The sequence below is a fragment of the Shewanella sp. Isolate8 genome (assembly GCF_022398495.1).
Classification (GTDB): Bacteria; Pseudomonadota; Gammaproteobacteria; order Enterobacterales; family Shewanellaceae; genus Shewanella; species Shewanella aquimarina.
This window is the reverse complement of record NZ_JAKEVI010000005.1, coordinates 20408-44761: the sequence shown is the minus strand read 5'-3', so window position 1 is coordinate 44761 and position 24354 is coordinate 20408. Positions and strand designations below refer to the sequence as shown.

Annotated in this window: 23 protein-coding genes; 20 read left to right on the top strand and 3 right to left on the bottom strand. The window is 50.4% G+C overall.

Annotation, left to right across the window (positions count from 1 at the left end):
• Positions 1 to 287 precede the first annotated feature (287 nt).
• Complete coding sequence (locus L1D43_RS18010; protein ID WP_239853831.1) at positions 288 to 2738, bottom strand: helicase-related protein; 2451 nt, start codon at positions 2736 to 2738, stop codon at positions 288 to 290.
• A gap of 93 nt (positions 2739 to 2831) precedes the next feature.
• Complete coding sequence (locus tag L1D43_RS18005) at positions 2832 to 3530, bottom strand: sulfotransferase (protein WP_239853829.1); 699 nt, start codon at positions 3528 to 3530, stop codon at positions 2832 to 2834.
• 223 nt (positions 3531 to 3753) lie between these two features.
• On the opposite strand from L1D43_RS18005, the gene L1D43_RS18000 reads away from it, so the two are divergent.
• The gene (locus tag L1D43_RS18000) at positions 3754 to 4395 is read left to right on the top strand and encodes a LysE family translocator (protein WP_239853827.1); all 642 of its coding nucleotides are present in this window, start codon (positions 3754 to 3756) and stop codon (positions 4393 to 4395) included.
• A gap of 9 nt (positions 4396 to 4404) precedes the next feature.
• Here L1D43_RS18000 and L1D43_RS17995 read toward each other — a convergent pair whose 3' ends face one another.
• Positions 4405 to 5382 carry a nucleoside hydrolase gene (locus L1D43_RS17995; RefSeq protein WP_239853826.1) on the bottom strand — a complete coding sequence of 326 codons (978 nt, stop codon included), beginning with the start codon at positions 5380 to 5382 and terminating at the stop codon, positions 4405 to 4407.
• Positions 5383 to 5586: 204 nt separating this feature from the next.
• Here L1D43_RS17995 and ubiG point away from each other — a divergent pair, with 204 nt between their 5' ends.
• The 19 genes from ubiG (at position 5587) to L1D43_RS17900 (ending at position 24337) form a co-directional block, all read left to right on the top strand.
• Positions 5587 to 6369, top strand: a complete 783-nt coding sequence (gene ubiG, locus L1D43_RS17990; protein WP_239853824.1) for a bifunctional 2-polyprenyl-6-hydroxyphenol methylase/3-demethylubiquinol 3-O-methyltransferase UbiG — start codon at positions 5587 to 5589, stop codon at positions 6367 to 6369.
• 246 nt (positions 6370 to 6615) lie between these two features.
• Positions 6616 to 7056, top strand: coding sequence for an FMN-binding protein MioC (mioC, locus tag L1D43_RS17985; protein WP_239853822.1), 441 nt, complete (start codon positions 6616 to 6618; stop codon positions 7054 to 7056).
• 479 nt (positions 7057 to 7535) lie between these two features.
• Positions 7536 to 9425 carry a tRNA uridine-5-carboxymethylaminomethyl(34) synthesis enzyme MnmG gene (gene mnmG, locus L1D43_RS17980; RefSeq protein WP_041509603.1) on the top strand — a complete coding sequence of 630 codons (1890 nt, stop codon included), beginning with the start codon at positions 7536 to 7538 and terminating at the stop codon, positions 9423 to 9425.
• Positions 9426 to 9527: 102 nt separating this feature from the next.
• Positions 9528 to 10151: a 16S rRNA (guanine(527)-N(7))-methyltransferase RsmG gene (rsmG, locus tag L1D43_RS17975; protein WP_239853820.1), complete on the top strand. Its 624-nt coding sequence runs from the start codon at positions 9528 to 9530 to the stop codon at positions 10149 to 10151.
• A gap of 96 nt (positions 10152 to 10247) precedes the next feature.
• Entirely contained in the window at positions 10248 to 11036 is a 789-nt protein-coding gene (locus L1D43_RS17970) for a ParA family protein (protein ID WP_041509601.1), read from the top strand.
• 10 nt (positions 11037 to 11046) lie between these two features.
• Entirely contained in the window at positions 11047 to 11925 is an 879-nt protein-coding gene (locus L1D43_RS17965) for a ParB/RepB/Spo0J family partition protein (RefSeq protein ID WP_239853818.1), read from the top strand.
• Positions 11926 to 12150: 225 nt separating this feature from the next.
• Positions 12151 to 12534 (top strand): ATP synthase subunit I, encoded by a 384-nt coding sequence (locus L1D43_RS17960; protein ID WP_011867642.1) that lies wholly within the window; start codon positions 12151 to 12153, stop codon positions 12532 to 12534.
• A 12-nt stretch (positions 12535 to 12546) separates the two neighbouring features.
• A complete protein-coding gene (gene atpB / locus L1D43_RS17955; RefSeq protein ID WP_041509600.1) occupies positions 12547 to 13341 on the top strand; it encodes a F0F1 ATP synthase subunit A in 795 nt (264 codons plus the stop codon).
• A 70-nt stretch (positions 13342 to 13411) separates the two neighbouring features.
• Entirely contained in the window at positions 13412 to 13663 is a 252-nt protein-coding gene (gene atpE, locus L1D43_RS17950) for a F0F1 ATP synthase subunit C (protein WP_011639455.1), read from the top strand.
• A 37-nt stretch (positions 13664 to 13700) separates the two neighbouring features.
• Positions 13701 to 14171 carry a F0F1 ATP synthase subunit B gene (atpF, locus tag L1D43_RS17945; RefSeq protein WP_041509599.1) on the top strand — a complete coding sequence of 157 codons (471 nt, stop codon included), beginning with the start codon at positions 13701 to 13703 and terminating at the stop codon, positions 14169 to 14171.
• Positions 14172 to 14185: 14 nt separating this feature from the next.
• The gene (atpH, locus tag L1D43_RS17940) at positions 14186 to 14719 is read left to right on the top strand and encodes a F0F1 ATP synthase subunit delta (protein ID WP_041509598.1); all 534 of its coding nucleotides are present in this window, start codon (positions 14186 to 14188) and stop codon (positions 14717 to 14719) included.
• 14 nt (positions 14720 to 14733) lie between these two features.
• The gene (gene atpA / locus L1D43_RS17935; protein WP_041509597.1) at positions 14734 to 16275 is read left to right on the top strand and encodes a F0F1 ATP synthase subunit alpha; all 1542 of its coding nucleotides are present in this window, start codon (positions 14734 to 14736) and stop codon (positions 16273 to 16275) included.
• Positions 16276 to 16324: 49 nt separating this feature from the next.
• Positions 16325 to 17185: a F0F1 ATP synthase subunit gamma gene (gene atpG, locus L1D43_RS17930; RefSeq protein ID WP_239853816.1), complete on the top strand. Its 861-nt coding sequence runs from the start codon at positions 16325 to 16327 to the stop codon at positions 17183 to 17185.
• Positions 17186 to 17220: 35 nt separating this feature from the next.
• Positions 17221 to 18597 carry a F0F1 ATP synthase subunit beta gene (gene atpD, locus L1D43_RS17925; protein WP_041509595.1) on the top strand — a complete coding sequence of 459 codons (1377 nt, stop codon included), beginning with the start codon at positions 17221 to 17223 and terminating at the stop codon, positions 18595 to 18597.
• 33 nt (positions 18598 to 18630) lie between these two features.
• Positions 18631 to 19059, top strand: coding sequence for a F0F1 ATP synthase subunit epsilon (locus tag L1D43_RS17920; RefSeq protein ID WP_011867635.1), 429 nt, complete (start codon positions 18631 to 18633; stop codon positions 19057 to 19059).
• A 166-nt stretch (positions 19060 to 19225) separates the two neighbouring features.
• On the top strand, positions 19226 to 19579 hold the full coding sequence (locus L1D43_RS17915) for a DsrE family protein (protein WP_239853814.1): 354 nt from the start codon (positions 19226 to 19228) through the stop codon (positions 19577 to 19579).
• A 109-nt stretch (positions 19580 to 19688) separates the two neighbouring features.
• On the top strand, positions 19689 to 21053 hold the full coding sequence (gene glmU / locus L1D43_RS17910; protein WP_239853813.1) for a bifunctional UDP-N-acetylglucosamine diphosphorylase/glucosamine-1-phosphate N-acetyltransferase GlmU: 1365 nt from the start codon (positions 19689 to 19691) through the stop codon (positions 21051 to 21053).
• Positions 21054 to 21261: 208 nt separating this feature from the next.
• Entirely contained in the window at positions 21262 to 23418 is a 2157-nt protein-coding gene (locus L1D43_RS17905; RefSeq protein WP_239853812.1) for a TonB-dependent receptor, read from the top strand.
• 148 nt (positions 23419 to 23566) lie between these two features.
• On the top strand, positions 23567 to 24337 hold the full coding sequence (locus L1D43_RS17900; RefSeq protein WP_160795513.1) for a DeoR family transcriptional regulator: 771 nt from the start codon (positions 23567 to 23569) through the stop codon (positions 24335 to 24337).
• Positions 24338 to 24354 lie beyond the last annotated feature (17 nt).

Below are 24354 nucleotides of genomic sequence, written 5' to 3'. Positions count from 1 at the left end.
ATTTAAACAAACAGTGAAAGATCCCGCAGGGATCTTTCCTCATTTTGGTGCATAAACATCCAAGATGGCGATCGAATTAATCAACAGAGATATCAACAAGTAATTCACTTGGCGATCAAAATTGGTGCATAACTCCTAATTAAAGCTAATTTATTGATTATATTTATTTTTTGTTCTTGCTTATTTTACACTCTGCTAAATTTCGATCCCTCAATGGGATCGAAAGTAAAAAGTTATACTCAAAAGCATGTCATGAATTTTGAATAAGATCTTTAAGGATCGAACCGCTAGTTGACCTCTACCACCCGACTGGCTTTCTTATACTTGACCCGCCAACCCTGCCAGCGCGGCAATTCCCAACGTTTGGGGCCAGATTTACGCTGCCCACTCAGGTACTCACACACCACCCACTTCCCCTTGATCTGATAACTGACACTGAGTTTAAGATCCGCCAGCGTCAACTGCATTGGGTAAGCCAGATCAAAGTCTTGCCGCAACCAGTCGGGGATCCCCGCAAACTCAAGATCCCCTGCCGAGATAAGCTCAAGATCGGCTAGTGTTTCAACGCCTAGGCTCGACAGTCGCTGCGCCAAAAATGTCTCCAATGTCTGGGGCTTGGGTACAGGTAAGGCGACACCACTGGCCTTAGCCTCCTCATAACCACCAAGCTCGAGCCAGATGTTCCAGGCCACAATATCCTGTGCTAGACGCTCACCAAGACCGGGAAACAACAGATTCTCGACAATACTATTGATGATAGAGGGGATAACCTCTTGCGCCTTTATCTTCTCGCGGCGCGTATCTATCACCCTGCCTGCATAGCATCGCTCAATACGCACCTCATCTGGGCTCAGCTGCTCGGCGACACTGTCTTCACCCAGTCCAACCTGCAACAAGGTATCTAAGGTTATCGGCGCCATACAGAGTGCCAGATTGATAGTCTGTTTCACGCCACGACCTGCGGTCACATGTTGATCAAACACCACGGCCGCCATTGGCGACGACTTGTCCTTGTCTGTTGGGCCGAAACGAGACTCCCGGCCGATAAGCACTTCACTCAAGCCATTCCCGAGCGCCTGATGACGCTTAAGCCGACAGATATAGGCGAGTTCGGGCTGGGCACGCATCACCGCAAGCAGCCAGTTACGCCTAAGTAGTGAGTCAGTAAGATCAGCCTTAGGAAGGGTGGTGAGCCGCAGCGCGCCGCGGATCTGCCCGGCCAAGTGTCGGGCCTCGGCTATCGCCTGATGATTAATATCTTTAAGGGGGATCTCATCGGCTTGCTCATCACTCCTAAGTAGCTTGATCAAGCAATAGGCATCGCAGCCAAAAGGCTCCCATAGCGACAACCTGTGTCGCTCATATTCATCATTGGGCAGCCGATAGAGACGCCCAGGCGTGGCCAAAGCTGCGGCCAGGTCTATCATCAAATCCAGGCAGTTGTCGTCAGGCATGACGCTAATCAAATGGGCAAATAGCGTATCTATGGGAAGCGGAAACAGACGCCGCCCATGGTCGGTGGCACGGCCCGCAGCATCCAATGCCCCCATGGCGATTAATCTCTTCTTCGCCAATTGCAGTGACCTCTCCGGCAGAGGATCGACAAAATCCAGCTGCGCCAAGTTGGCACCGGCACAGGCTGCCGCCAGCATGGGCTCGACCAGCTCCTCCCGCCTTAGCTCAGGCGGAGTGTTCGCCAGCAAAGGCGCCGCCCGTCCCCAGAGACGGATACAGATACCCGCCTGAACGCGCCCGGCCCTGCCCATACGCTGATTGCTACTGGCCTTGGAAATATGAGACAGGGACAAGACGGTACGACCATTGCGCTGATGCGTGCGGCGCTCCAATCCTGAGTCGATCACCGCGGTCACACCGGGAATGGTCAGGGAGGTCTCGGCAATATTGGTGGCAAAGATCACCCTGCGATGCTCGCCAGTCTGTAGCACCTTGGCCTGTTCCAGGGCATCTATGCCACCATGTAGCGGCAGCAGAGTGATATGTCCATCGACTTCGGCGAGTGGCGCCCGGCTGGCCTGTATCGCAGATAAGATCTCCCCCTTGCCCGGCAAAAAGACCAATATATCTCCCTGGGTCGACGCCAGGGATTGCTGCAACGCGGGGATCAGGCGCTGCTCTAACCCACGAATATCCGGCAGATGATGACTCTCTCTTGCCAGGTAGCTTAGTTCCACGTGAAACTTCTTTCCCTCAGCCCTCAGGCTGATGGCATTAACATCATGGTTATCAGATAGATAGTCAGCAATCACCCTACCCGCTATGGTAGCCGAGGTGATGATCAGCCTATGCTGCCCTCTGGCCTTAAGCAACGCAAGAAGCAAATCGGTATCCCAACGACGCTCATGAAACTCATCGATCATCACGGTATCAAAATCGCCAAGGCTGGCCATGTCGCCAGACAACCAGCGCAGGGCGATGCCCGGCGTGACGAAGGCAATTTGGGTTTCGGTCGTTATGGTGCAATCGAAACGGATGGCGTAGCCGACCCTTAAATCCGTCAGGCCTTGCACATATTCAGCCAACGCCAAACATGCCACCCGCCTAGGTTCCACCACCAATACTCGGGGACGCCTCCCCTGCTCGTCGGGTTCGGCGCACCACAGAGGCAGTCGGGTAGACTTACCCGAGCCCGTATCGGATTCGATCACCAGATGATGCCCTGAATAGGCAGCTTTAAACTCGGTGTAGAGGGTATCGATTGGTAGAAATGGATTCGTCATGGCAACAATTATCGGTAAATTATTCACCCAGAATAATAACCCACTGCAGACCCGAAACGAAAACCACCTTAGTTAAACAATCACTGATACAAATTAAACTTTGTAATTAAAATACTTACGATTTTCTGGCCCAGCCAGGTTACTGCTTATCTTTCGCTCGTGCTTATATTCATCCCAGCTGGCCACATTTCGGCCCCGATTAAGATGGGGAAACGCTTGCTGATGGCTGACAACCAGGGGATCGACACCGATGAAGTTAGCTAATTGCGACAAACTCTGGGGGTGATCCAGCTGCAGGCTCAAAAACTGCTGCGTCATCGCCTGACTTTGTTGAAAATAATCAAATACCTGCTGCTTATGCGCCAGATAACAAGTCTTTAAATGCTCGGCATCCATGGGATTCGCCGCTCGATAGATGTCAAAGGTATGGCCAAAACTGCGCTTGAGCAGCGGGTGAAAACGCCCTCGTCTCTCATCCAAATGCACCAGCATTCGGCCGAGTAGCATCTGCATCGAAGGTACCCAGGCATCTAGTGGCCGATCCAGATAAACAAATCTGGCGTCAGGATAGAGACGATGCAACTGACGATAATCGCTGAAACAAGGGGCATCGGAAACCGCGTCGGCCAGCATGACAGCCTGCTTGGTAAATGCCTGATGCGCCACCTTGAGTCCCATCTCTAGCATGGCAACACTGACGCTGGTGGTACCGGTACGTGGCAATCCTATGATGAAGGTTTTACTCGCAGGTCTTACTTGACGATCCGTCGATGTAGGCTGGTGAGAATTCATAGAGATGGCTCGGGAGAAATAGCTCGTGAGAAATAGGGGGCAGTATAATGAAAAGAGCTGGGCAGGAAAACAGGCGCTAGCGACCATAGACAGTACCTATCAAGCGTAAAGCTTAGCTGCCAACGAGATAGCGGCTTTAACTAACAGATCACTGTTAATCTAACACTAACCCTGTACAATCCGCGCCTTGTTTGACCCAAGACGGCACATTTGTACACCCACCATGATAGATCTGGCACTACTCCCCCTCTACTTAACCACGGTAATCGCCCTACTCCTAATCCCCGGGCCCGACATGCTACTGATCGCCAGCTCGAGTCTCAGCTATGGTAAAAAGGTGGGCGTCTATGCCAGCTTCGGTAATGCCACCTCAGGATTGATCTTGACCCTGTTGGCGGCATTGGGGGTCTCTGCGCTGATCGCACTCAATCCGGTAGCACTCGAAGTGTTAAGGATCGCCGGCGGCCTCTACTTACTGAAAATGGGCTGGGACTGCATGCGCGCCGCCCCGAGCCAGGCACCAGAAATTGCAGGGCAGAATAAATTAGCCAGGCAGCTCTACCGCCGCGCGGTGATCAGCAACCTGTTAAACCCCAAGGCGCTGATCTTCTTCGTGTTGTTTTTACCTCAGTTTGTCTCCAGCCAACTGACTGCCAGCTCGGCGGAGCAGATGCTGGCCCTGGGATTGCTGCTCAACATCATGGGACTCAGCTTCAACCTCTTGCTGGTGGCCCTAGTTGGCAGCTTAGGCAAGAATCTGCTTAACAATGAAAAGTTCAGAGCCAATCAGAACAAGTTCATGGGGCTTATCTTCTTCGTCCTGGCCATCTGGCTACTGGCCTCACAGCTACAGAGCATAGGCTAGGCAGCCCTGTTACACCGAGACCCGCTTACCATAATCCACTAGGGTGTCCCAATAGAGGGCGAGTAATCGCTTGTCCTCCACTGCCACCCCGATGCGCTGAGACGGCTTGTCCTGCCACTCATCGTGAGGATACGGGCGGCCATCAAATTTCTGTATGGTATGGCCTTCGGCCGGCCCATCTGTGACCACACGAACCGGGCCCTCTCGTAGGGTAAACAGGCTCTTGTCGATCACATAGGCGATGGCCGATGGATCATGCACATGGCAGCCTTCCAGCCCCAACTTCTGGGAATAAAACTTGAGGTAGAAGCGGCTAATCTTCCAGATAAACTCCCCCGGCTCCCCGGCCCCACCGCGCAGTTCATCGAGATATTGGCGGGTAAAGAAACTCTGCTGCGTCACATCCAGGCCTATGATGGTCGTTGGCCAACGCGCCGTGAAGACCAGATCCGCCGCATGGGGATCGTCATGGATATTGGCCTCGGCATAGGGCGTCACGTTACCTCTGTGACCGTTGACACCGAAGGCGCCGCCCATCACCACCACCTCTTTCACCAGATCCACTATATCCGGCGCCGCCTTAAGGGCGAGGGCCAAATTAGTCAGCGGCCCAACCGCTACCAGGGTGATCTCGCCGGGCTGAGATCGCACACTATCTATGATGTATTGATAGGCGGGTCTTGGATCGGCCTTAAGATCTTCTATCTTAGGCGCATGAAAGTCACCAAATCCCGTTTCACCATGGACTATGGTTGTCGCCCCGACCGGCGGCCGCTCAAGCGGTTTGTCTGCGCCTTTAACCACATCGGCCTTAAGCGAATATTTCTTTTTTAAAAACAGCGCATTTGCCGTGGCATTTTCTATTATCGCGTTACCATAGACGCAGGTGATCGCCTCAAGGGAGATATCGGGATGCGCCTCGGCAAACAAGATGGCCATGGCATCGTCTATGCCAGGATCTGTATCTAAAATAATTTTCTGTACCATGATCTTCACTTCCTTGAACAGACGTATAAAGTGACACAAGCTTAGCCTGCTCCTGGACAAACTAACGTGATCCAGCTTTTAGCTCATCAAAGTCACAGGGAGCATCACCTATAATGCAGTGATAAATAGCGGTTCTCCTGTTTTTAGACTAGATGCTTAGACTCGAGTAGCCGCCTTTATCGCCACAGACTAAGGCATTAGCCCATGTTAGACAAAAGCCAACTGAGCCGCTTCAAAACCAAGATAGACAGCCAAACGGAGATCGCCAAGTTCGATGCCCTGGCGAAGGAGTGGCGCGATCCCCAAGGTAAATTTAAGTATGTGCTCGGCTTTAACCAGACACGCCTCACGGCCATAGAAGATCAAATAGCCAGCCACTTTAACCGCGATCTCACCCAGGACATCCCCTTCGATGGGCTCTCGCTTTTAGATATCGGCTGCGGCGTCGGCCTCTTGTGTGAACCCTTAGCCAGCCAGGGCGCCCAGGTCACAGGAATAGATGCCAGCGAACACAACATCACCCTGGCCTGTCGCCACGCCAACAGCTGGTCAATTCCCATAGATTATCGCCACTGCTTAGCCAGCGATCTGCCAGGGGATCAGCCTCAATATGATGTGATCTTAAATACCGAGGTGATAGAACATGTGGAGGATCAGGCCGCGCTGGTGGCCACCTGTTGCCATCTGCTAAAACCAGGCGGTCTCTTAGTGATGGCAACCCTTAATCGCACCCTGAGATCTTATATCATTGGCATAGTGGGCGCCGAGTACATCATGCGCTACCTGCCCATAGGCACACACGACTGGTACCATTTCGTTACTCCGAAGGAGCTAGACGAGATGCTCACTCCCCACGGACTGTCGACTAAGGCTGTCGAGGGAATGGGCTTTAATCCCTTCACCCGCCGCTGGAAGCTGTCCAGCAATTCGGCGGTCAATTATCTACTCTACGCCAGCAAGCCCCCTTCAGGGCTTCTAGAAGCCTAAGCCCTTTCAGCTCGCGAAATAAGCGATGCAGAGAAGACCGCTAACGATAATTGGCTTATGATGGCTGCAATCCGTAACTGACAGCATTAGCTGTCTGGTTAGTGTCTGTTTATCTGTCTGGTTTATCTTGCTCAATCAAGGCGCATTTTGCGCAAGTTGAGAGCCATGAAACATAGTTGCACTATGTGAATAGCAAACGTTCAGGTCAACAGGAGCCGAGTTAACCATTTGAATTTAGGAAATATAATGGCAAAAATTGAACTTATTGTCGGCACCACTCTGGGAAGCGCAGAGTATGTCGCCGACGAGTTAGCCGGCCAATTGGAAGATCAGGGCCACGAAACCCAGGTACATCTAAAGGCAGAACTGAGCGATCTGGATCCCAAGAGCCTGTGGTTGATCGTCTCATCGACACATGGCGCTGGCGATCTACCCGACAATATCCAGCCATTTTTCGATGAGATCGACAGCAAAAAACCGGATCTGAGCCGAACCAAATACGCCTTATGCGCCATCGGCGATTCGAGTTACGACACCTTTTGTCAGGGCCCGGAGAAACTGATTGAAGCGATGGAAAATTGCGGTGCACAAGTCTATGTGGATAAGATCCAGATCGATGTGCAATACGATCCCATTCCCGAAGAGCCCGCTCAAGCATGGTTGAGCAGCTGGCAAGATAAACTTTAGATCCCCTCCCCCGTAATCAAAGCGATCTCACCCACAGATTAGATCTACCTTATCCACAAATTGCGATCTTAAATGATAAATATGTGGATAAGGTATTATTTTGATCTGATCTAACTCTGCATTATTCAACCCCTATCGATGAGTAAGATCTGCATTGTGGATAAGTAAGGGATCTACCCACAAGCTTATTTCGTTTAGATCGCGATCAGATCACAGGATCGAATGGCTGTTATCTATTGATTTTAAATGATAAATAGACTTACCCACAGAAGATCGCGATCTTAATAGTAAACATAACAAAAGATCTATATAAAGATCTTAAGATCTATAAGCCAGATCCTTTGGCGATCGAAAGGCCTAAATTGATCTTTCACCTATGGCTTTCCAGATGCTAAAATACTCGGCTACTCGATGAGTAACTCTGTCCGATCTCGGGGCAGTATCATTTTTATTTTCGATATAGGTTTTAAGGTAATCTGATGCATTTTCATGAGCGGTTTGATGTAATTGTTGTTGGCGGTGGTCATGCAGGAACCGAAGCAGCATTGGCATCTGCTAGGATGGGATCCAAGACATTATTGTTAACCCATAATATCGATACCTTAGGCCAGATGTCCTGTAACCCGGCAATTGGTGGTATTGGTAAGGGTCACCTTGTTAAGGAGATCGATGCCTTAGGTGGCGCCATGGCCACTGCAACCGATCATGCCGGTATTCAATTTCGTACCTTAAACTCGAGTAAAGGCCCTGCGGTGCGTGCAACCCGTGCCCAGGCGGATCGCGCCCTCTATCGCGCCAAGATCCAACAGATCCTGCAAAATCAGCCTAATTTACGCCTGTTCCAACAATCGGTAGACGATCTAATCGTTGAGAATGATCGTGTTATCGGGGTCGTTACTCAGATGGGACTCGCCTTCGAGGCGCCTGCTATCGTACTGACTGCGGGAACATTTTTGAGCGGTAAGATTCATATTGGTCTGGAAAATTACAGCGGTGGCCGTGCCGGCGATCCGCCATCGATCTCCCTTGCCGATCGTTTACGTGAATTACCGATTCGTGTTGGCCGCCTGAAGACAGGTACGCCACCGCGTATCGACGCCAACACCATTAACTTCGATCTCATGACTGAGCAGAAAGGTGACGATCCTTTACCTGTGATGTCTTTTATCGGTGACGTCAAGGATCATCCAAGGCAGATCTCCTGTTTTATTACCCATACCAATGAGCGCACCCATGAGATCATTCGTGGTGGCTTAGACAGAAGCCCAATGTACTCTGGGGTGATCGAAGGAATAGGCCCGCGCTACTGCCCTTCTATCGAAGATAAGATCAACCGTTTCGCCGATAAGAGTTCGCATCAGATCTTTATCGAACCTGAAGGCTTGAACACCAACGAGATCTACCCTAACGGGATCTCCACCAGCCTGCCTTTCGATGTACAGCTGAATCTGGTGCGCTCAATTCAGGGGATGGAAAACGCCGAAATCATTCGTCCGGGTTACGCCATCGAATATGATTATTTCGATCCGAGAGATCTGAAAAACTCTTTAGAAACCAAAGCAATTTCAGGTTTATTCTTCGCCGGTCAAATCAACGGTACCACGGGCTACGAAGAAGCCGGTGCCCAAGGTCTGTTGGCGGGCATGAACGCCTCATTGCAGGTACAGGGCAAAGAAGCCTGGTGCCCGCGTCGTGACGAGGCATATCTCGGGGTATTGGTAGACGATCTGTCGACCCTAGGCACCAAAGAACCTTACCGTATGTTCACCAGCCGCGCCGAATACCGTTTGTTGCTGCGTGAAGACAATGCCGATCTGCGTCTCACCGAGAAAGGCCGCGAGTTAGGACTGGTGGATGACGATCGCTGGGCTAAGTTCAATGCCAAACGTGAATCGATCGAGCTCGAATTACAGCGTCTGCGTAGCCAGTGGATCCACCCTAATTCGCCACTGGTCGATGCGCTTAACCCGCATCTTAAGACGCCAATCACCCGCGAAGCCACCTTCGAGGAACTGCTGCGCAGACCCGAGCTGGATTACCCCAAGCTGATGAGTGTAGAGGGTTTTGGTCCGGCCATCGAAGATCAACGCGCCGCTGAGCAGGTGCAGATCCAGGTGAAATACTCGGGTTATATCCAGCGTCAGCAAGACGAGATCGACAAGGCGATTCGCCACGAGAAGACCGGACTGCCACAAGATCTCGACTATCAAGAGGTACCAGGTCTCTCCAACGAGGTGATCGCCAAGCTTAACGATCATAAGCCGGATACCGTAGGTCAGGCCTCGCGTATCTCGGGGGTCACGCCGGCGGCTATCTCGATCCTCTTAGTTCACCTGAAGAAACGTGGCCTGCTCAGAAAGAGCGCCTAAATCACTAAAAAATCTATTTTGATGACCGGGATGGGAGGTCTAACACTTCCCATCCCTGCGACTCGGCTTCATAATATCCCATTGTTTATCGAGGATACCCCAGTGTTAGCAGCCCAATTAGACACCTATCTTGCCGACATGCTGATGACGGCTACCCCTAAGCAGAAGCAACAATTGCTTGATTTTGTTGCCATGCTTGCCAAGTGGAACAAGGCCTACAACCTGACATCTGTACGGGATCCCGAGCAGATGTTGATCCGTCATATCATGGACAGCCTGGCGGCCAGCCCTCATCTGGTGGGTGAGCGATTTATCGATGTGGGAACCGGGCCAGGCCTTCCAGGGATCCCGCTGGCCATCATGAATCCAGATAAAGAGTTTGTGTTGCTCGACAGCCTGGGCAAGCGGATTCGTTTTCAAAAACAGGTTCAATTTGAGCTGGCGATAGGTAATATTAGTTCGGTCGAGAGCCGGGTCGAAGCCTATCAACCCGAAGAGAAGTTTGATGGCGTGCTCAGTCGCGCCTTTGCGTCGATTCAGGACATGTTGCAGTGGTGCCACCATCTGCCAAAGCCCACAGGCTGTTTTTACGCCTTGAAGGGGCAATTGAGCGATGAAGAGATGGCGAACATGCCCGAAGGATTCGAGCTGACAGATGTCTTCGAACTGCGCGTACCTCGCCTAGACGAACAGCGCCACCTGCTACGGGTGGTCAAAGCGGCTTAGTCCCCTGGGTTAAGAGTTGCATTATTTAACCAGTTCAAGCAATTTGATAGAGCGTTTTACTATCTAATCGAAGAACGTGATAGACAGGATGATATTGTGGGTAAAGTGATAGCCGTGGCCAACCAGAAAGGTGGCGTCGGAAAAACAACAACTTGTGTGAACTTAGCGGCCTCTCTGGCTGCCACCAAGCGAAAAGTGTTGCTTATCGATCTTGATCCTCAAGGTAATGCGACTATGGGGAGCGGCGTAGACAAGTACAGCGTCGAAAACACCGCCTATGAACTCTTGGTCGAGGAAAAGTCGGTGGATGAGGTGGTCTATCGCGACACTGCCGGCAAATACGATCTGATCGCCGGCAATGGTGATGTGACCGCGGCCGAGATCAAGTTGATGGAGTTCTTTGCCCGGGAGATCCGCCTGCGTAACGCCCTGGCTCCGGTCAAAGATTACTATGATTTTATCTTCATCGATTGCCCGCCTTCGCTGAACATGCTGACGGTTAACGCTATGTCGGCTGCCGATTCGGTGTTAGTACCGATGCAGTGTGAATATTATGCGCTGGAGGGATTGACCGCCCTGATGGATACCATCAGCAAGCTGGCGGCCATGGTGAACCCAGGGCTTTCCATCGAAGGGATTCTGCGTACCATGTACGATCCCCGTAACCGACTCGCCAACGACGTGTCGGATCAGTTAAAACAGCATTTTGGCGATAAAGTTTATCGCACAGTGATCCCGCGTAACGTGAGGCTAGCCGAGGCGCCAAGCTTTGGTGCGCCCGCTATGTATTACGATAAGTCCAGCGCAGGTGCCAAGGCATATCTGGCGTTGGCAGGCGAGATCATTAGACGCGCTGAGCAGCATACTCAGTTAGAGCAAGCTTAAGGAAAAACAGATGACACCCAAGAAACGTGGTCTAGGCAAAGGATTAGACGCACTGTTAAGCACTAGCCATGCGGCGGCAAAACAGGCCCCGAATCAAGAGGCCGAGCCGAGCAACAATGAAGAGCTCAAGATGATTGCCCTGGATCTGCTGCAGCCAGGAAAATATCAGCCCCGTAAGGATATGTCGCCCGAAGCGCTTGAGGAGCTGGCAGAGTCTATTAAGACCCAGGGGATCATTCAGCCTATCGTGGTGCGCAAGGTGTCGGACCAGGGTTATGAGATCATCGCCGGTGAGCGTCGTTGGCGTGCGTCGCAATTGGCCAAGCTCGACAAGGTTCCCTGCATCGTCAAACAGGTACCGGACGAGGCCGCCGGTGTTATCGCCTTAATCGAGAACATTCAGCGTGAAGATCTCAACGCGATGGAAGAGGCTATTGCACTTGAGCGTCTGATCAAAGAGTTCGATCTGACTCATCAACAAACCGCCGATGCCGTGGGTAAGTCACGCACGACTGTATCAAATCTTTTACGTTTGAATGGCTTAGAAGAGCCAGTTAAGCGTATGCTTGAGTATGGTGACATCGATATGGGTCATGCCCGAGCGCTGCTCGCATTACCTGGAGATGAGCAAACCAACCTGGCCAGAGCCGTGATAGCCAAAGAACTAACTGTTCGTGAAACTGAACGATTAGTGAATAAAACCTTAAATCCACCTGAAATTGTCGATAAACCCGCAAAAGATCAGGATGTCGCCCGTCTGGAGAGCCAATTAATTGAAAAATTAGGGGCAAAAGTTTCCATTAGCCATAACAAAAAAGGCAAGGGCAAAATGGTAATTAACTATCAAAATTTGGCTGAATTGGATGGTATTATTGAGAAAATCCGTTAATTAGCCCAAGTTAACGTAATATTATGTAACTTTGTGACATCTGTTAATCTTTCACTTTTAGACTTTTGGCGTAGATCACGTTAAAAGTCCCTATTTTTACTTACCTTGAACTTGCTTTGAATGTGCGAAAAGGTATACTTTCGCAAGCTTTTTGTACCTCTAAGATGGCCTGATAATTTGTCGTCCGGTCATAGAAACAAAAAGTAAGAATGCGGAGAAGATGAATTGAGCAAGGTTTTAGCACGTCGTGGCCGGTGGTCTGCCTATAAATTGGTGTTGATGCAGGCGGCGGTGGCTGGGGGTGTTTCGATTGTCTTTTTCGCCGTGTGGGGAGCTCAGTACGGACTGTCTGCGTTAGCAGGTGGCGCCATTGCTGTACTCCCTAATTTTGTATTCGCGACCCTCGCTTTTTCCCATACGGGAGCAAGTTCAGCAGGAAAAGTAATGAAAACTTTTTACTGGGGGGAAGCGGTAAAGTTGCTGTTAACCATAGCAATGTTTTCGCTGGTGTTTATCAATCTAAAAGTGGTCTTTATGCCGCTTTTTGTTTGTTATATCTCGGCGCTAATAGTGCATTGGACAGCTCCTTTATACTTCAAGCAAAGTTAAGTGGGATGAATCATGGCTGCAACTGGTGAAGCGTTAACACCGCAGGGCTATATCCAGCACCACCTTACCAACTTACACGTTGGTGAAGGCTTCTGGACATGGCACATTGATTCGTTGTTCTTTTCGGTTGGGCTTGGTGTTCTATTCTTGTGGCTATTCCGCAGCGTTGGCAAGAAGGCAACGACAGGTGTTCCCGGTAAGCTTCAATGCTTTATCGAGATGATCGTTGAATTCGTCGATGGCAGCGTGAAGGAAACCTTCCATGGCCGCAATCCTGTTATTGCTCCGTTGGCACTAACGATTTTTGTGTGGGTATTCATGATGAACTTCATGGATATGATTCCAGTTGACTGGATTCCTGAGCTGGCAGCTGCTGCCGGTATCCCATACATGAAAGTGGTTCCAACGACCGACCTAAACATCACCTTCAGCTTAGCTATCGGTGTGTTTGTGCTGATTATCTACTACAGCATCAAGGTCAAGGGCGTTTCAGGCTTTGTTAAAGAACTGACATTACAGCCTTTTAACCATAAGGCAATGATACCCGTCAACCTCCTATTAGAGTCGGTTACCCTCATCGCTAAGCCTATTTCATTGGCATTGCGTCTGTTCGGTAACTTGTACGCAGGTGAGTTGATCTTCATCCTTATTGCGCTGATGTATGGTGCTAACTTGGCGTTATCTACCCTAGGTGTGACTCTACAACTAGGTTGGTTAATCTTCCATATTTTGGTTATCACTCTGCAGGCGTTTATCTTCATGATGCTGACGATCGTATATCTCAGCATGGCGCATGAAGATCATTAAGGGTTGCTGAAGAAATTTTTTTTAAGCTAAATCACAAACTAACTAAAGATTTAGAATATTGGAGATAGAGATGGAAACTGTATTAGGCATGACAGCTATCGCTGTTGCTCTACTGATTGGTATGGGTGCTCTAGGTACCGCTATCGGTTTCGGCCTACTAGGTGGCAAGTTCTTGGAAGGCGCTGCGCGTCAACCAGAAATGGCTCCTATGCTACAAGTTAAGATGTTCATTGTTGCTGGTCTATTGGATGCGGTAACCATGATCGGTGTAGGTATTGCACTATTTATGCTGTTTACTAACCCACTGGGTGCAATGCTGTAATCAACGCTTCTGTCTTTAATCTAAATAGGAGGCTGTTGTGAATATCAACGCTACCCTAATCGGTCAGACGGTTGCCTTTATTATCTTCGTGTGGTTCTGCATGAAGTTTGTTTGGCCCCCTTTGATGAATGCCATCGAAGAGCGCCAAAAAAGGATCGCCGACGGTCTAGCTGATGCTGATCGTGCTGTAAAAGACCTAGAGTTGGCACAGGCGAAAGCCACTGACCAACTAAAAGAAGCTAAGGCAACTGCTAACGAAATCATTGAGCAAGCTAATAAGCGTAAAGCTCAGATTGTCGATGAGGCCAAAGCCGAAGCAGACGCTGAGCGTGCGAAAATCATCGCTCAGGGTAAAGCAGAAATTGAAGCTGAACGTAATCGCGTGAAAGAAGACCTGCGTAAGCAAGTCGCTGCTCTGGCTATCGCCGGTGCAGAGAAGATCCTTGAGCGTTCGATTGATGAAGCCGCCCACAGTGACATAGTTAACAAACTAGTTGCTGAAATTTGATTAGGGAGTGAGTTATGGCTGAATTAAGCACCATCGCTCGTCCTTACGCAAAGGCAGCATTTGACTATGCTATTGAGAAAAATGCAGTAGAAAGCTGGGCACAAATGCTTAGCTTTGCCGCTCAAGTCAGTGAAAACGAGACGATGAAGCCGCTGCTGTCTGGTGCTCTCGCGAGCAGCCAGCTTGCCGACCTTTTCATTAAGGTATGTGGTGAGCAGATCAATGAGCAAGGTCAAAATCTGATAAAGGTAATGGCTGAAAACGGTCGTTTGGAAGTACTTCCTGCTGTATATGAACTCTTTCATGAGTTCAGCAACGAGTGGGCGAAAGAGGTTGAAGCAACTGTTGTTTCTGCCACTGAGCTTAGCGCAGAGCAACAGCAACAAATTAGTGCTTCTCTAGAAAAACGTCTCACACGCAAAGTTAAGCTGAATTGCAGCGTAGATGCCAGCCTGGTGGCTGGTGTAATCATCACGGCAGGTGACCTGGTCATAGATGGCTCGGTCAGCGGTAAACTAAACCGTCTGTCTGATAAGCTGCAGTCGTAATTGGGAGTTTGAGCATGCAACTGAATTCCACTGAAATCAGCGATCTGATTAAACAGCGGATCGAGCAGTTCGAAGTCGTTAGTGAAGCTCGCAACGAAGGTACTATCGTTGCAGTGAGCGACGGCATTATTCGCGTTCACGGCCTTGCCGATGTAATGCAAGGTGAGATGATCGAACTGCCTGGTAACCGTTATGCGATCGCGTTGAACTTAGAACGTGATTCTGTCGGTGCCGTAGTTATGGGTCCTTATGCCGATCTGGCAGAAGGCCAAAAAGTTAAGACAACTGGTCGTATCTTGGAAGTGCCTGTTGGCCGTGGTCTACTAGGCCGCGTCGTTAACACTCTGGGCCAACCAATCGACGGTAAAGGACCTATCGACAACGATGGTTTCTCTCCTGTTGAAGTGATCGCACCAGGCGTTATTGAACGTAAGTCGGTTGATCAGCCAGTACAAACTGGTTATAAAGCCGTTGACTCTATGATCCCAATCGGTCGTGGTCAGCGTGAGCTGGTCATCGGTGACCGTCAGACTGGTAAGACAGCACTGGCGATCGATGCCATCATCAACCAAAAAGATTCAGGCATTAAGTGTGTATACGTAGCGGTAGGCCAGAAGGCTTCTACCATCGCTAACGTGGTACGCAAACTTGAAGAACACGGCGCACTGGCTAACACAGTGGTTGTTGTGGCTACAGCTTCTGAAGCTGCGGCGCTACAATACCTGGCTCCGTACTCAGGTTGTTCAATGGGTGAATACTTCCGTGATCGTGGTGAAGATGCGCTGATTGTATATGATGATCTTTCTAAGCAAGCTGTTGCTTACCGTCAGATCTCATTGCTACTGAAGCGTCCACCTGGACGTGAAGCATACCCAGGTGATGTTTTCTATCTTCACTCTCGTCTACTTGAACGTGCTTCACGCGTTAACGCTGAGTACGTTGAGAAATTCACTAATGGCGAAGTTAAGGGCAAAACTGGCTCTTTGACTGCACTGCCTATTATTGAAACTCAAGCGGGTGACGTATCTGCATTCGTACCGACCAACGTAATTTCGATTACCGATGGTCAGATCTTCCTTGAAACTGACCTATTCAACTCAGGCCTACGTCCTGCGGTTAACCCAGGTATTTCGGTTTCTCGTGTTGGTGGTGCGGCTCAGACTAAGATCATCAAGAAACTGTCAGGCGGTATCCGTACTGCACTTGCACAGTATCGAGAGCTTGCAGCGTTCTCTCAGTTTGCATCTGACCTTGACGATGCAACTCGTGCTCAGCTTGAGCATGGTGAGCGTGTTACCGAACTCATGAAACAGAAGCAATATGCGCCAATGAGCGTAGCCGACCAGTCTGTGTCTATTTTCGCAGCTGAAAAAGGTTACCTAAAAGGCGTTGAGCTGAACAAGATCGGTGATTTCGAAGCTTCTTTGCTCTCTTACATGAACAGCGAGCATGCTGACCTAATGAAGACTATCAACGAGACTGGCGACTACAATGCCGACATCGAAGGTGGTTTGAAGGCTGGCCTCGACAAGTTCGTAGAAACCCAAACCTGGTAAAGACACGGAGGTGTCTTAAGGCACCTCAGGTCCAGATTGGAGAGTAAAGATGGCCGGCGCTAAAGAGATTAAAACCAAGATCGCGAGTGTTCAGAACACTCAGAAGATCACATCCGCGATGGAGATGGTTGCAGCCAGTAAAATGCGCAAGGCGCAGGAACGCATGGCAGCGAGCCGTCCATACGCGGAAAATATGCGTAAGGTGATCGGTCACGTGGCGCAGGGTTCTCTCGAATATAAGCATCCATATTTGGAAGTGAGAGAAGCCAAGCGAGTTGGTTACATTGTTGTGTCAACCGACCGTGGTCTTTGTGGTGGTCTTAACGTCAACCTATTTAAGAAGGTTGTCGCGGACGTGAAGAAGCAGCGTGAAGCCGGAGCGGAAGTTGAATTCTGCCCAATCGGTGCACGCAGCGTACAATTCTTCAACAGCTTTGGCGGAAAAGTGTCTGCTCACGCGTCAGGACTCGGCGATGCTCCTAAGCTCGCTGACCTGATCGGAACAGTACGCGTAATGCTAAAAGCATACAACGAAGGCACGCTAGACCGTCTGTATGTGGTATTCAACAAGTTTGTGAACACCATGAGCCAGACGCCTGTGATCGAACAGCTGCTACCTTTGCCTAAGTCAGAAGATGATGAGATTGCTCATCACTGGGACTACCTATACGAGCCAGATCCAAAAGAACTTTTGGAAACCTTATTGGTTCGTTATGTGGAGTCGCAAGTGTATCAAGGTGTTGTTGAAAACATCGCATCAGAGCAGGCAGCCCGTATGGTTGCTATGAAGGCTGCGACAGACAACGCTGGAGAACTTATCGATGACTTGCAGTTGGTCTACAACAAGGCTCGTCAGGCTGCGATTACGCAGGAACTGTCGGAAATTGTTTCTGGTGCCGCTGCGGTTTAGGCTGGGTAACGAATACAAGTTTTAGAGGATTAATCATGAGCACAGGTACTGTTGTCCAAGTAATTGGCGCGGTTGTGGACGTTGAGTTTCCACATGATGCCGTACCTCAGGTCTATGACGCTCTAGAGATCAAAAGTGAAGGCTTGGTGCTGGAAGTTCAGCAGCAGCTTGGTGGTGGTGTAGTTCGTACCATCGCTATGGGTTCTTCTGATGGTCTGCGTCGTGGTATCGAGGTAGTAAACACAGGTTCACCTATTACTGTTCCGGTTGGGAGTGCAACTCTTGGCCGTATCATGAACGTACTAGGTCAGCCAGTTGATGAAGCGGGTGAAATCGGTGAAGAAGAGCGTTATGAAATTCACCGTGAAGCGCCTTCATATGAAGATCAATCAAACACCACTGAACTTTTAGAGACTGGTATCAAGGTAATCGACCTTGTATGTCCGTTTGCTAAGGGTGGTAAAGTAGGTCTGTTTGGTGGTGCGGGTGTTGGTAAGACAGTTAACATGATGGAACTGATCAACAACATCGCTAAAGCACACTCTGGTTTGTCAGTATTCGCCGGTGTAGGTGAGCGTACTCGTGAGGGTAACGACTTCTACTACGAGATGGAAGAATCTGGCGTACTCGACAAAGTGGCCATGGTTTATGGTCAGATGAACGAGCCTCCAGGAAACCGTCTTCGCGTGGCACTGACCGGTCTGACTATGGCTGAGAAGTTCCGTGACGAAGGTAAAGACGTACTATTGTTCGTCGATAACATCTATCGTTACACCTTGGCGGGTACCGAAGTATCTGCACTGCTAGGCCGTATGCCATCAGCGGTAGGTTACCAGCCAACACTGGCTGAAGAGATGGGTGTTCTTCAGGAGCGTATTACCTCTACCAAGACAGGGTCTATTACCTCTGTTCAGGCGGTATACGTACCTGCGGATGACTTGACGGATCCGTCACCAGCAACAACCTTCGCTCACTTGGATGCGACAGTTGTATTGTCACGTAACATTGCTTCTCTGGGTATCTACCCAGCGGTTGACCCACTGGATTCGACTTCACGTCAGCTAGATCCACAGGTTGTTGGCCAAGAGCACTATGACGTAGCAAGTGGTGTACAGAACGTACTACAGCGCTATAAAGAGCTGAAAGACATCATCGCGATTCTGGGGATGGACGAACTATCTGATGAAGATAAGACTACCGTTGCCCGTGCGCGTAAGATTGAAAAATATCTTTCTCAGCCATTCTTCGTAGCAGAAGTATTCACCGGTTCTCCAGGTAAGTACGTTTCCCTTAAAGACACTATCCGTGGCTTTAAAGGTCTATTGGAAGGTGAGTTCGACCACATTCCAGAGCAAGCGTTCTACATGGCAGGTTCAATCGACGAAGTTATCGAGCGAGCTAACAAAAAATAATCAGGCATTAGCTTGATATTTTAAGGAGAACGGATGGCAGCCATGACAGTACAACTTGATATTGTAAGCGCAGAAAGCAGCATCTTTTCGGGTCTAGTAGCACACCTACAAGTCTCAGGTGCTGAGGGTGATTTAGGCGTTATGCCTGGCCACGCGCCTCTGCTTACGCATATCAAACCTGGCATGGCGCGCATCGTCAAGCAAGATGGTAAAGAGGAAGTGTTTTACCTTTCGGGTGGTATCCTGGAAGTACAACCTTTCTCAGTATCCGTATTGGCTGACGTAGTATTGCGTGCCGAAGAGATTGATGAGCAGGCAGCCGTAGAAGCCAAGCGTCGTGCAGAAGCCCATATGGCTAACGCTGGCGCAGACTTTAACTATGCCGCTGCAGCGATTGAATTAGCTCAGGCTATCGCTCAATTGCGCGTTGTAGAGACCATCAAGAAGAACATTGCCAGATAAGGTTATTGTTTGATGATAAAAGGCGGAAACCGCGAGGTGACCGCCTTTTTTGTATCTGTTTTCCTTCCCTAAATCTTCTATTTGCTTCCTTTACGTGATCGGGCCAGACGTTTCGTATTGATTGCAATGATAGGCTGATGCTCCTGTTTTCACTGGAGGATATGCCATGCAACAAGTCTTAATCGTCGTCAACGATGCGCCCTATGGGTCTGAGAAACTCTTTAACGCCCTACGTCTGGCGATACAGCTCAATGAGCAGACTCCCACACCTAAGGTTAAGCTGTTTCTCTTGTCCGATGCCGTGACAGGCGTGTTACCTAGGCAAACACCGGGTGAAGGCTATAACCTGCAGCAGATGCTGGAGATCATCTTGGCCCAAGGCGCCGAGGTGAAGTATTGCACCTCCTGTGTGCAGGCCCGAGGCCTCACCGAACTCTCTGTTATCGAGGGATGTATGAAGGCCACCATGGATGACCTCGCGCTCTGGCTGCTGGAGTCGGACAAGATAATCAACTTCTAAGCGGCTTAAAGGCGTGCCGTGTTCGCTTTTGCTGGCGCAATCTATTAAAATCGGCCGACTTAATTTGCATTTTCTTCTGTATCAGCAGTAATCACCCAAGGATATCTTCATGGCACTGAACGTCGTTATTTTGGCCGCAGGCAAAGGGACCCGCATGCGCTCAGACCTTCCCAAGGTTCTCCATCCCATCGCCCACAAGAGCATGGTGCAGCATGTGATAGACACCGCACATCAACTGGGAAGCGACGCGATTCAGCTGGTGTACGGATACGGTGCCGATAAGCTTAAGGCCCGCCTGGGCGAGCAGGCACTGAACTGGGTGTTACAAGCAGAGCAATTAGGCACCGGCCATGCGGTGGCACAGGCAAACGACAACATTAACGATGACGATACCGTGCTGATCCTTTACGGTGATGTGCCTTTGATTCAGGCTTCAACCCTGGAGGCGCTGCTGGGTGCACGTGACGATAACGGCCTGGCTATTCTTACCGTCAACTTGCCGGATCCTACAGGCTATGGTCGCATCGTGCGCGAGGCTGGTAAGGTCGTCGGGATTGTCGAGCAGAAAGATGCTAACGAAGAGCAGTTAAGCATCAAGGAGATCAACACGGGTATCATGGCGGCGCCGGGCAAGCAGCTAAAGGCTTGGTTGAGCCAGCTGTCGTCGGATAATGCTCAGGGCGAATATTATCTTACCGACATCGTGGCTATGGCTCATCGTGATGGCGTGAGTATCACCACGGCGCAACCCGCTTCGGCCATCGAGGTGGAGGGGGCCAACAATCGCGTACAGCTGGCCCAATTGGAGCGTGCCTATCAGGCGCGAGCAGCCGAAAAGCTGATGCTCGAAGGGGCTAACCTGCGCGACCCTGCCCGCATCGACGTGCGCGGCGAGGTGACGGTCGGCATGGATGTGATGATCGACGTCAATGTGGTCTTCCTGGGGAAGGTCACCATAGGTAATAACGTGACAATCGGCGCCGGTGCCATTCTCATCGATTGTGAAATAGCAGATAACGCCGAGATTAAGCCTTATTCTATTATCGAAAATGCGATTGTGGGTGAAGCCGCCAGTGCCGGTCCTTTTGCCCGCCTACGTCCAGGCGCCGAGCTCAAGCGTGATGCGCATATTGGCAACTTCGTCGAGATGAAGAAGGCCGTGCTGGGTGAAGGCTCCAAGGCGGGTCATCTGGCCTATATCGGCGACGCTCAAGTAGGGGCTGGCGTCAATATCGGCGCAGGAACCATCACCTGTAACTATGACGGTGCCAACAAGCACCTGACGGTAATCGAGGACGACGTGTTTGTCGGCAGCGATACTCAGCTGGTGGCACCAGTCACCATAGGTAAGGGGGCCACCTTAGGTGCGGGCTCAACCATCACCCGTGACGTGGCGGCCGATGAGCTGGTGATCACCCGCGTTAAGCAGCGTCATCTGACTGGCTGGGCACGCCCGGTGAAGCAGAAGAAATAGGCTGACTGCAGCGAAAGAAGCGACCCAGGTGGTCGCTTTTTTTATGCCTGTTTGTGCCAATGGAGGGCGAGCAAGTATCTGAGCGGGCTAATTTAGTGAACGAGATCTCCCTACAGTGTAAAGGGATGTAAATAAGCTTAAATAAAAATAATTCTCATTTATATTTGTCTCAACTTTCGTTTACTTGTCGTTTAGTGGTGAGGTTTGCATGTCATTTAAGTTGTGTTCGTTTAACTATTCTCCTGTCGGATTTGCGGTACTGGCCGCGCTGACGGCTACGCCCGCTTTGGCTGATGATGCCGAAAGCAGCCTGGTCGAAGCCAATATCGAACGCATCACCGTGACGGGGCGAACCTTTAACGACTATAAGGTTGGGGTCGCCTCGGGTGCCATGCGCGGCGATATCGATCTTATGGATACCCCGCAATCTGTAGCTGTTATCCCCGACTTTGTGACCGACGAGCAGTTGGCGACCAACCTGTCAGAAGTATTGGTGAACGACTCGAGTGTCACCAGCGGCAGCGAGAAGTGGAATCGCCAGGTATTCAACATTCGCGGCTTCGAACTGTCATCGGGTTCGGGTTATCTGATCAATGGTCAGCAGCAGTGGTCTCACTATGTTCAGCCTATTGAGACCCTACAACAGGTCGAGGTATTAAAGGGACCATCTAGCATGCTCTATGGTCAGTCTGGCCCTGGCGGTCTGATCAACATGGTGACCAAGAAACCAACCTACGACACCTTGTTCAACCTGGGATTCGACACCGATGAACATGGTTCGACGCGTTTTCAGCTTGATGCCGGTGGCAGCCTGAATGAGGCGCAGACCATACGCTACCGCACGGTGCTGGTTAAGCAAGACACCCAATACTGGCGAACTTATTTTGGAGAGAATGGGCAAGACGATACTAACCAAGAGCGCGATCGCTGGTTAGGCTATCTGAACCTTGAGTTTGATATCACAGATGATCTTATGCTGTCGCTTAAGTATGACCATACCCAGGACAAGACGGGTATCGACCGCGGTGGCTGGTTAAATAGCGATGGCGAGCTAATTGGTGGTAGAGATATCATCTGGGATATGCCCTGGGCCTTTACCGACAACACCATCTCAAACCTGGGCGCCGAGTTGACCTATCATCTCAGCGACGACTGGCAGGTTAAGGCAGGTTATAACGATCAGCAGTTTAATCGTCAGCGTTTAGATTCTTCACCTAGCCTGCTAAAGGGCTCGGAAGATCCCTTTACCGATGGTTACACCATTAGTCCGTTCGACCGTTATGACGACTGGCAACATAAGACCGGCTTCATCGATTTCACTGGCATAGTTAATACGGGTAACGTTGAGCATCAACTCTTGATTGGAGCCAACATGCTGGACTACTACTATGGCCAACTAAAAGAGTCAGGAAAGAAAAACCAGCCAGTGATGCCGGGTCAGCCACTGCCTAAGCCTGATCTGGATTATCACAATGATCCTGATGGTAAATATGAATCCGACTACAAACACTATGGTTTCTATATTCAGGATCTGATGACCATCAACCAGCAATGGCAGTTGTTGGCTGGCGTACGCTACGATGAGCAGAAGAAGGACGGTAAGGGCAACAACAGCTATGCGGTATCGCCTAAGTTTGGGGTGATCTACTCGCCAGCCGAAAATGGCAGCATCTACTTCAACTACTCTAAGAGCTTCACGCCACAGGGGATGGTGAATGATCCGGATGATGTGAACGATCAGATGAATCTGGACCCAGAGTATGGCGAGCAGTATGAGATCGGTACCAAGTGGGAGCTGTTCGATGGCAGTCTGCTGCTAACCGGCGCTGTTTTCGATATTACGGTATCCAATGTTACCGTGACCCAAGATCTTGAGGTGATCCCTACCAGTGGCGATAAGACGATCACCACTCAATCCGGTGAACAGCGTCATAAAGGCTTCGAGATGGGGGCCCAGGGACAGTTGAGCGACAAGTGGTTCATGACAGGATCTATGATGTATCTTGATGCCGAGTATCAACGGCCGGAAGAAGACAGACTCAACGGCAAGACGCCTGTGGACGCACCCGAATGGTCGGCTAACATCTGGACCCGTTACGAGATGACAGAAGACTTGGCATTTAACTTTGGTGCCGTCTACGTAGGTGAGCGATTTGCCAATACGGATAACACCATCACTAAGGATGCCTACGTGCGTTTCGATGTCGGCGCCGCCTATACCATGGATCTTATGGGCAGCGATGTCAGCGTGCGCCTTAACGTGAAGAACCTGTTCGATACCGACTATCTGGCTGGTGGCACCAATACCGATGTCACCGTAGGCGAGGGCCGTCACTTCGGTTTGGCGTTGGAGGCCAAGTTCTAGATTTACCCTGCCTAATTCTAGGTGTCGAGCCGCTATCTTAGATAGCGGCTTTTTTGTTTTTCGCTCAGCTTTGCGTCAATAGGGCTGGTAAAAAAGTTTCGAATAACTATAATTCATCTTTCGAAACGAAACTTAAGTGAAACTCTTTGTGAATAAACGAAACACCCAGCAGCGCCGTCATAGCATCATTGCCGTCTTGAACGAGACCGGCGAGGTGAGCGTGGATGAGCTGGCCAATCGTTTCGAGACCTCTGAGGTCACCATACGTAAGGATCTGGCTGCGCTGGAGAAAACCGGCTTGCTGCTGCGTCGTTATGGTGGTGCCGTGGCTATCCCGGACGAGGTCACTCAGCAGTTTAGCGCCAAGATAGCACCCAATAAGCTGTCGATTGCCGAGGCGGCGGCCAGGCTGATCAAAGACCATAACCGCATCATTATCGATAGCGGTAGCACCACCTCTGGCCTGGTACAGCAACTTAACGGCAAGCGGGGCCTGGTGGTGATGACCAACTCGCTGCAGCTGGCCAATGCCATCCACGAGCTGGAAAACGAGCCGACTCTGCTGATGACCGGCGGCACCTGGGATCCCCATTCAGAATCTTTCCAGGGGCAGGTGGCCGAGCAGGTACTGCGCTCCTATAACTTCGATCAGCTGTTTATCGGCGCCGATGGGATAGATCTCGCCCGAGGGACCACCACCTTTAACGAGCTGACCGGCCTTAGCAAGGTGATGGCCGAGGTTTCCCGTGAGGTGATCGTCATGGTGGACTCCGACAAGATAGGTCGGCGCATTCCTAACCTGGAACTGGCCTGGCAGCAGATAAGCGTGCTCGTAACCGACGATAGGGTCGATGAGCAGACGGTAAAACAGATTAGTGAGCAGGGGGTTGAGGTGATCCTCGCTCCCTACTCGAAATAGTATTTAAATTTTATTTT

What these genes read in the sequence shown, in the direction of transcription:
- L1D43_RS17915 (WP_239853814.1), top strand. Translation starts at nt 19,226, where the DNA reads ATGCAACAAGTCTTAATCGTCGTCAACGATGCGCCCTATGGGTCTGAG.
- ubiG (WP_239853824.1), top strand. Translation starts at nt 5,587, where the DNA reads ATGTTAGACAAAAGCCAACTGAGCCGCTTCAAAACCAAGATAGACAGC.
- atpB (WP_041509600.1), top strand. Translation starts at nt 12,547, where the DNA reads ATGGCTGCAACTGGTGAAGCGTTAACACCGCAGGGCTATATCCAGCAC.
- atpE (WP_011639455.1), top strand. Translation starts at nt 13,412, where the DNA reads ATGGAAACTGTATTAGGCATGACAGCTATCGCTGTTGCTCTACTGATT.
- mnmG (WP_041509603.1), top strand. Translation starts at nt 7,536, where the DNA reads ATGCATTTTCATGAGCGGTTTGATGTAATTGTTGTTGGCGGTGGTCAT.
- glmU (WP_239853813.1), top strand. Translation starts at nt 19,689, where the DNA reads ATGGCACTGAACGTCGTTATTTTGGCCGCAGGCAAAGGGACCCGCATG.
- L1D43_RS17905 (WP_239853812.1), top strand. Translation starts at nt 21,262, where the DNA reads ATGTCATTTAAGTTGTGTTCGTTTAACTATTCTCCTGTCGGATTTGCG.
- mioC (WP_239853822.1), top strand. Translation starts at nt 6,616, where the DNA reads ATGGCAAAAATTGAACTTATTGTCGGCACCACTCTGGGAAGCGCAGAG.
- L1D43_RS18010 (WP_239853831.1), bottom strand. Translation starts at nt 2,738, where the DNA reads ATGACGAATCCATTTCTACCAATCGATACCCTCTACACCGAGTTTAAA.
- L1D43_RS17965 (WP_239853818.1), top strand. Translation starts at nt 11,047, where the DNA reads ATGACACCCAAGAAACGTGGTCTAGGCAAAGGATTAGACGCACTGTTA.
- L1D43_RS18000 (WP_239853827.1), top strand. Translation starts at nt 3,754, where the DNA reads ATGATAGATCTGGCACTACTCCCCCTCTACTTAACCACGGTAATCGCC.
- atpA (WP_041509597.1), top strand. Translation starts at nt 14,734, where the DNA reads ATGCAACTGAATTCCACTGAAATCAGCGATCTGATTAAACAGCGGATC.
- L1D43_RS17920 (WP_011867635.1), top strand. Translation starts at nt 18,631, where the DNA reads ATGGCAGCCATGACAGTACAACTTGATATTGTAAGCGCAGAAAGCAGC.
- L1D43_RS18005 (WP_239853829.1), bottom strand. Translation starts at nt 3,530, where the DNA reads ATGAATTCTCACCAGCCTACATCGACGGATCGTCAAGTAAGACCTGCG.
- atpG (WP_239853816.1), top strand. Translation starts at nt 16,325, where the DNA reads ATGGCCGGCGCTAAAGAGATTAAAACCAAGATCGCGAGTGTTCAGAAC.
- atpH (WP_041509598.1), top strand. Translation starts at nt 14,186, where the DNA reads ATGGCTGAATTAAGCACCATCGCTCGTCCTTACGCAAAGGCAGCATTT.
- atpD (WP_041509595.1), top strand. Translation starts at nt 17,221, where the DNA reads ATGAGCACAGGTACTGTTGTCCAAGTAATTGGCGCGGTTGTGGACGTT.
- L1D43_RS17995 (WP_239853826.1), bottom strand. Translation starts at nt 5,382, where the DNA reads ATGGTACAGAAAATTATTTTAGATACAGATCCTGGCATAGACGATGCC.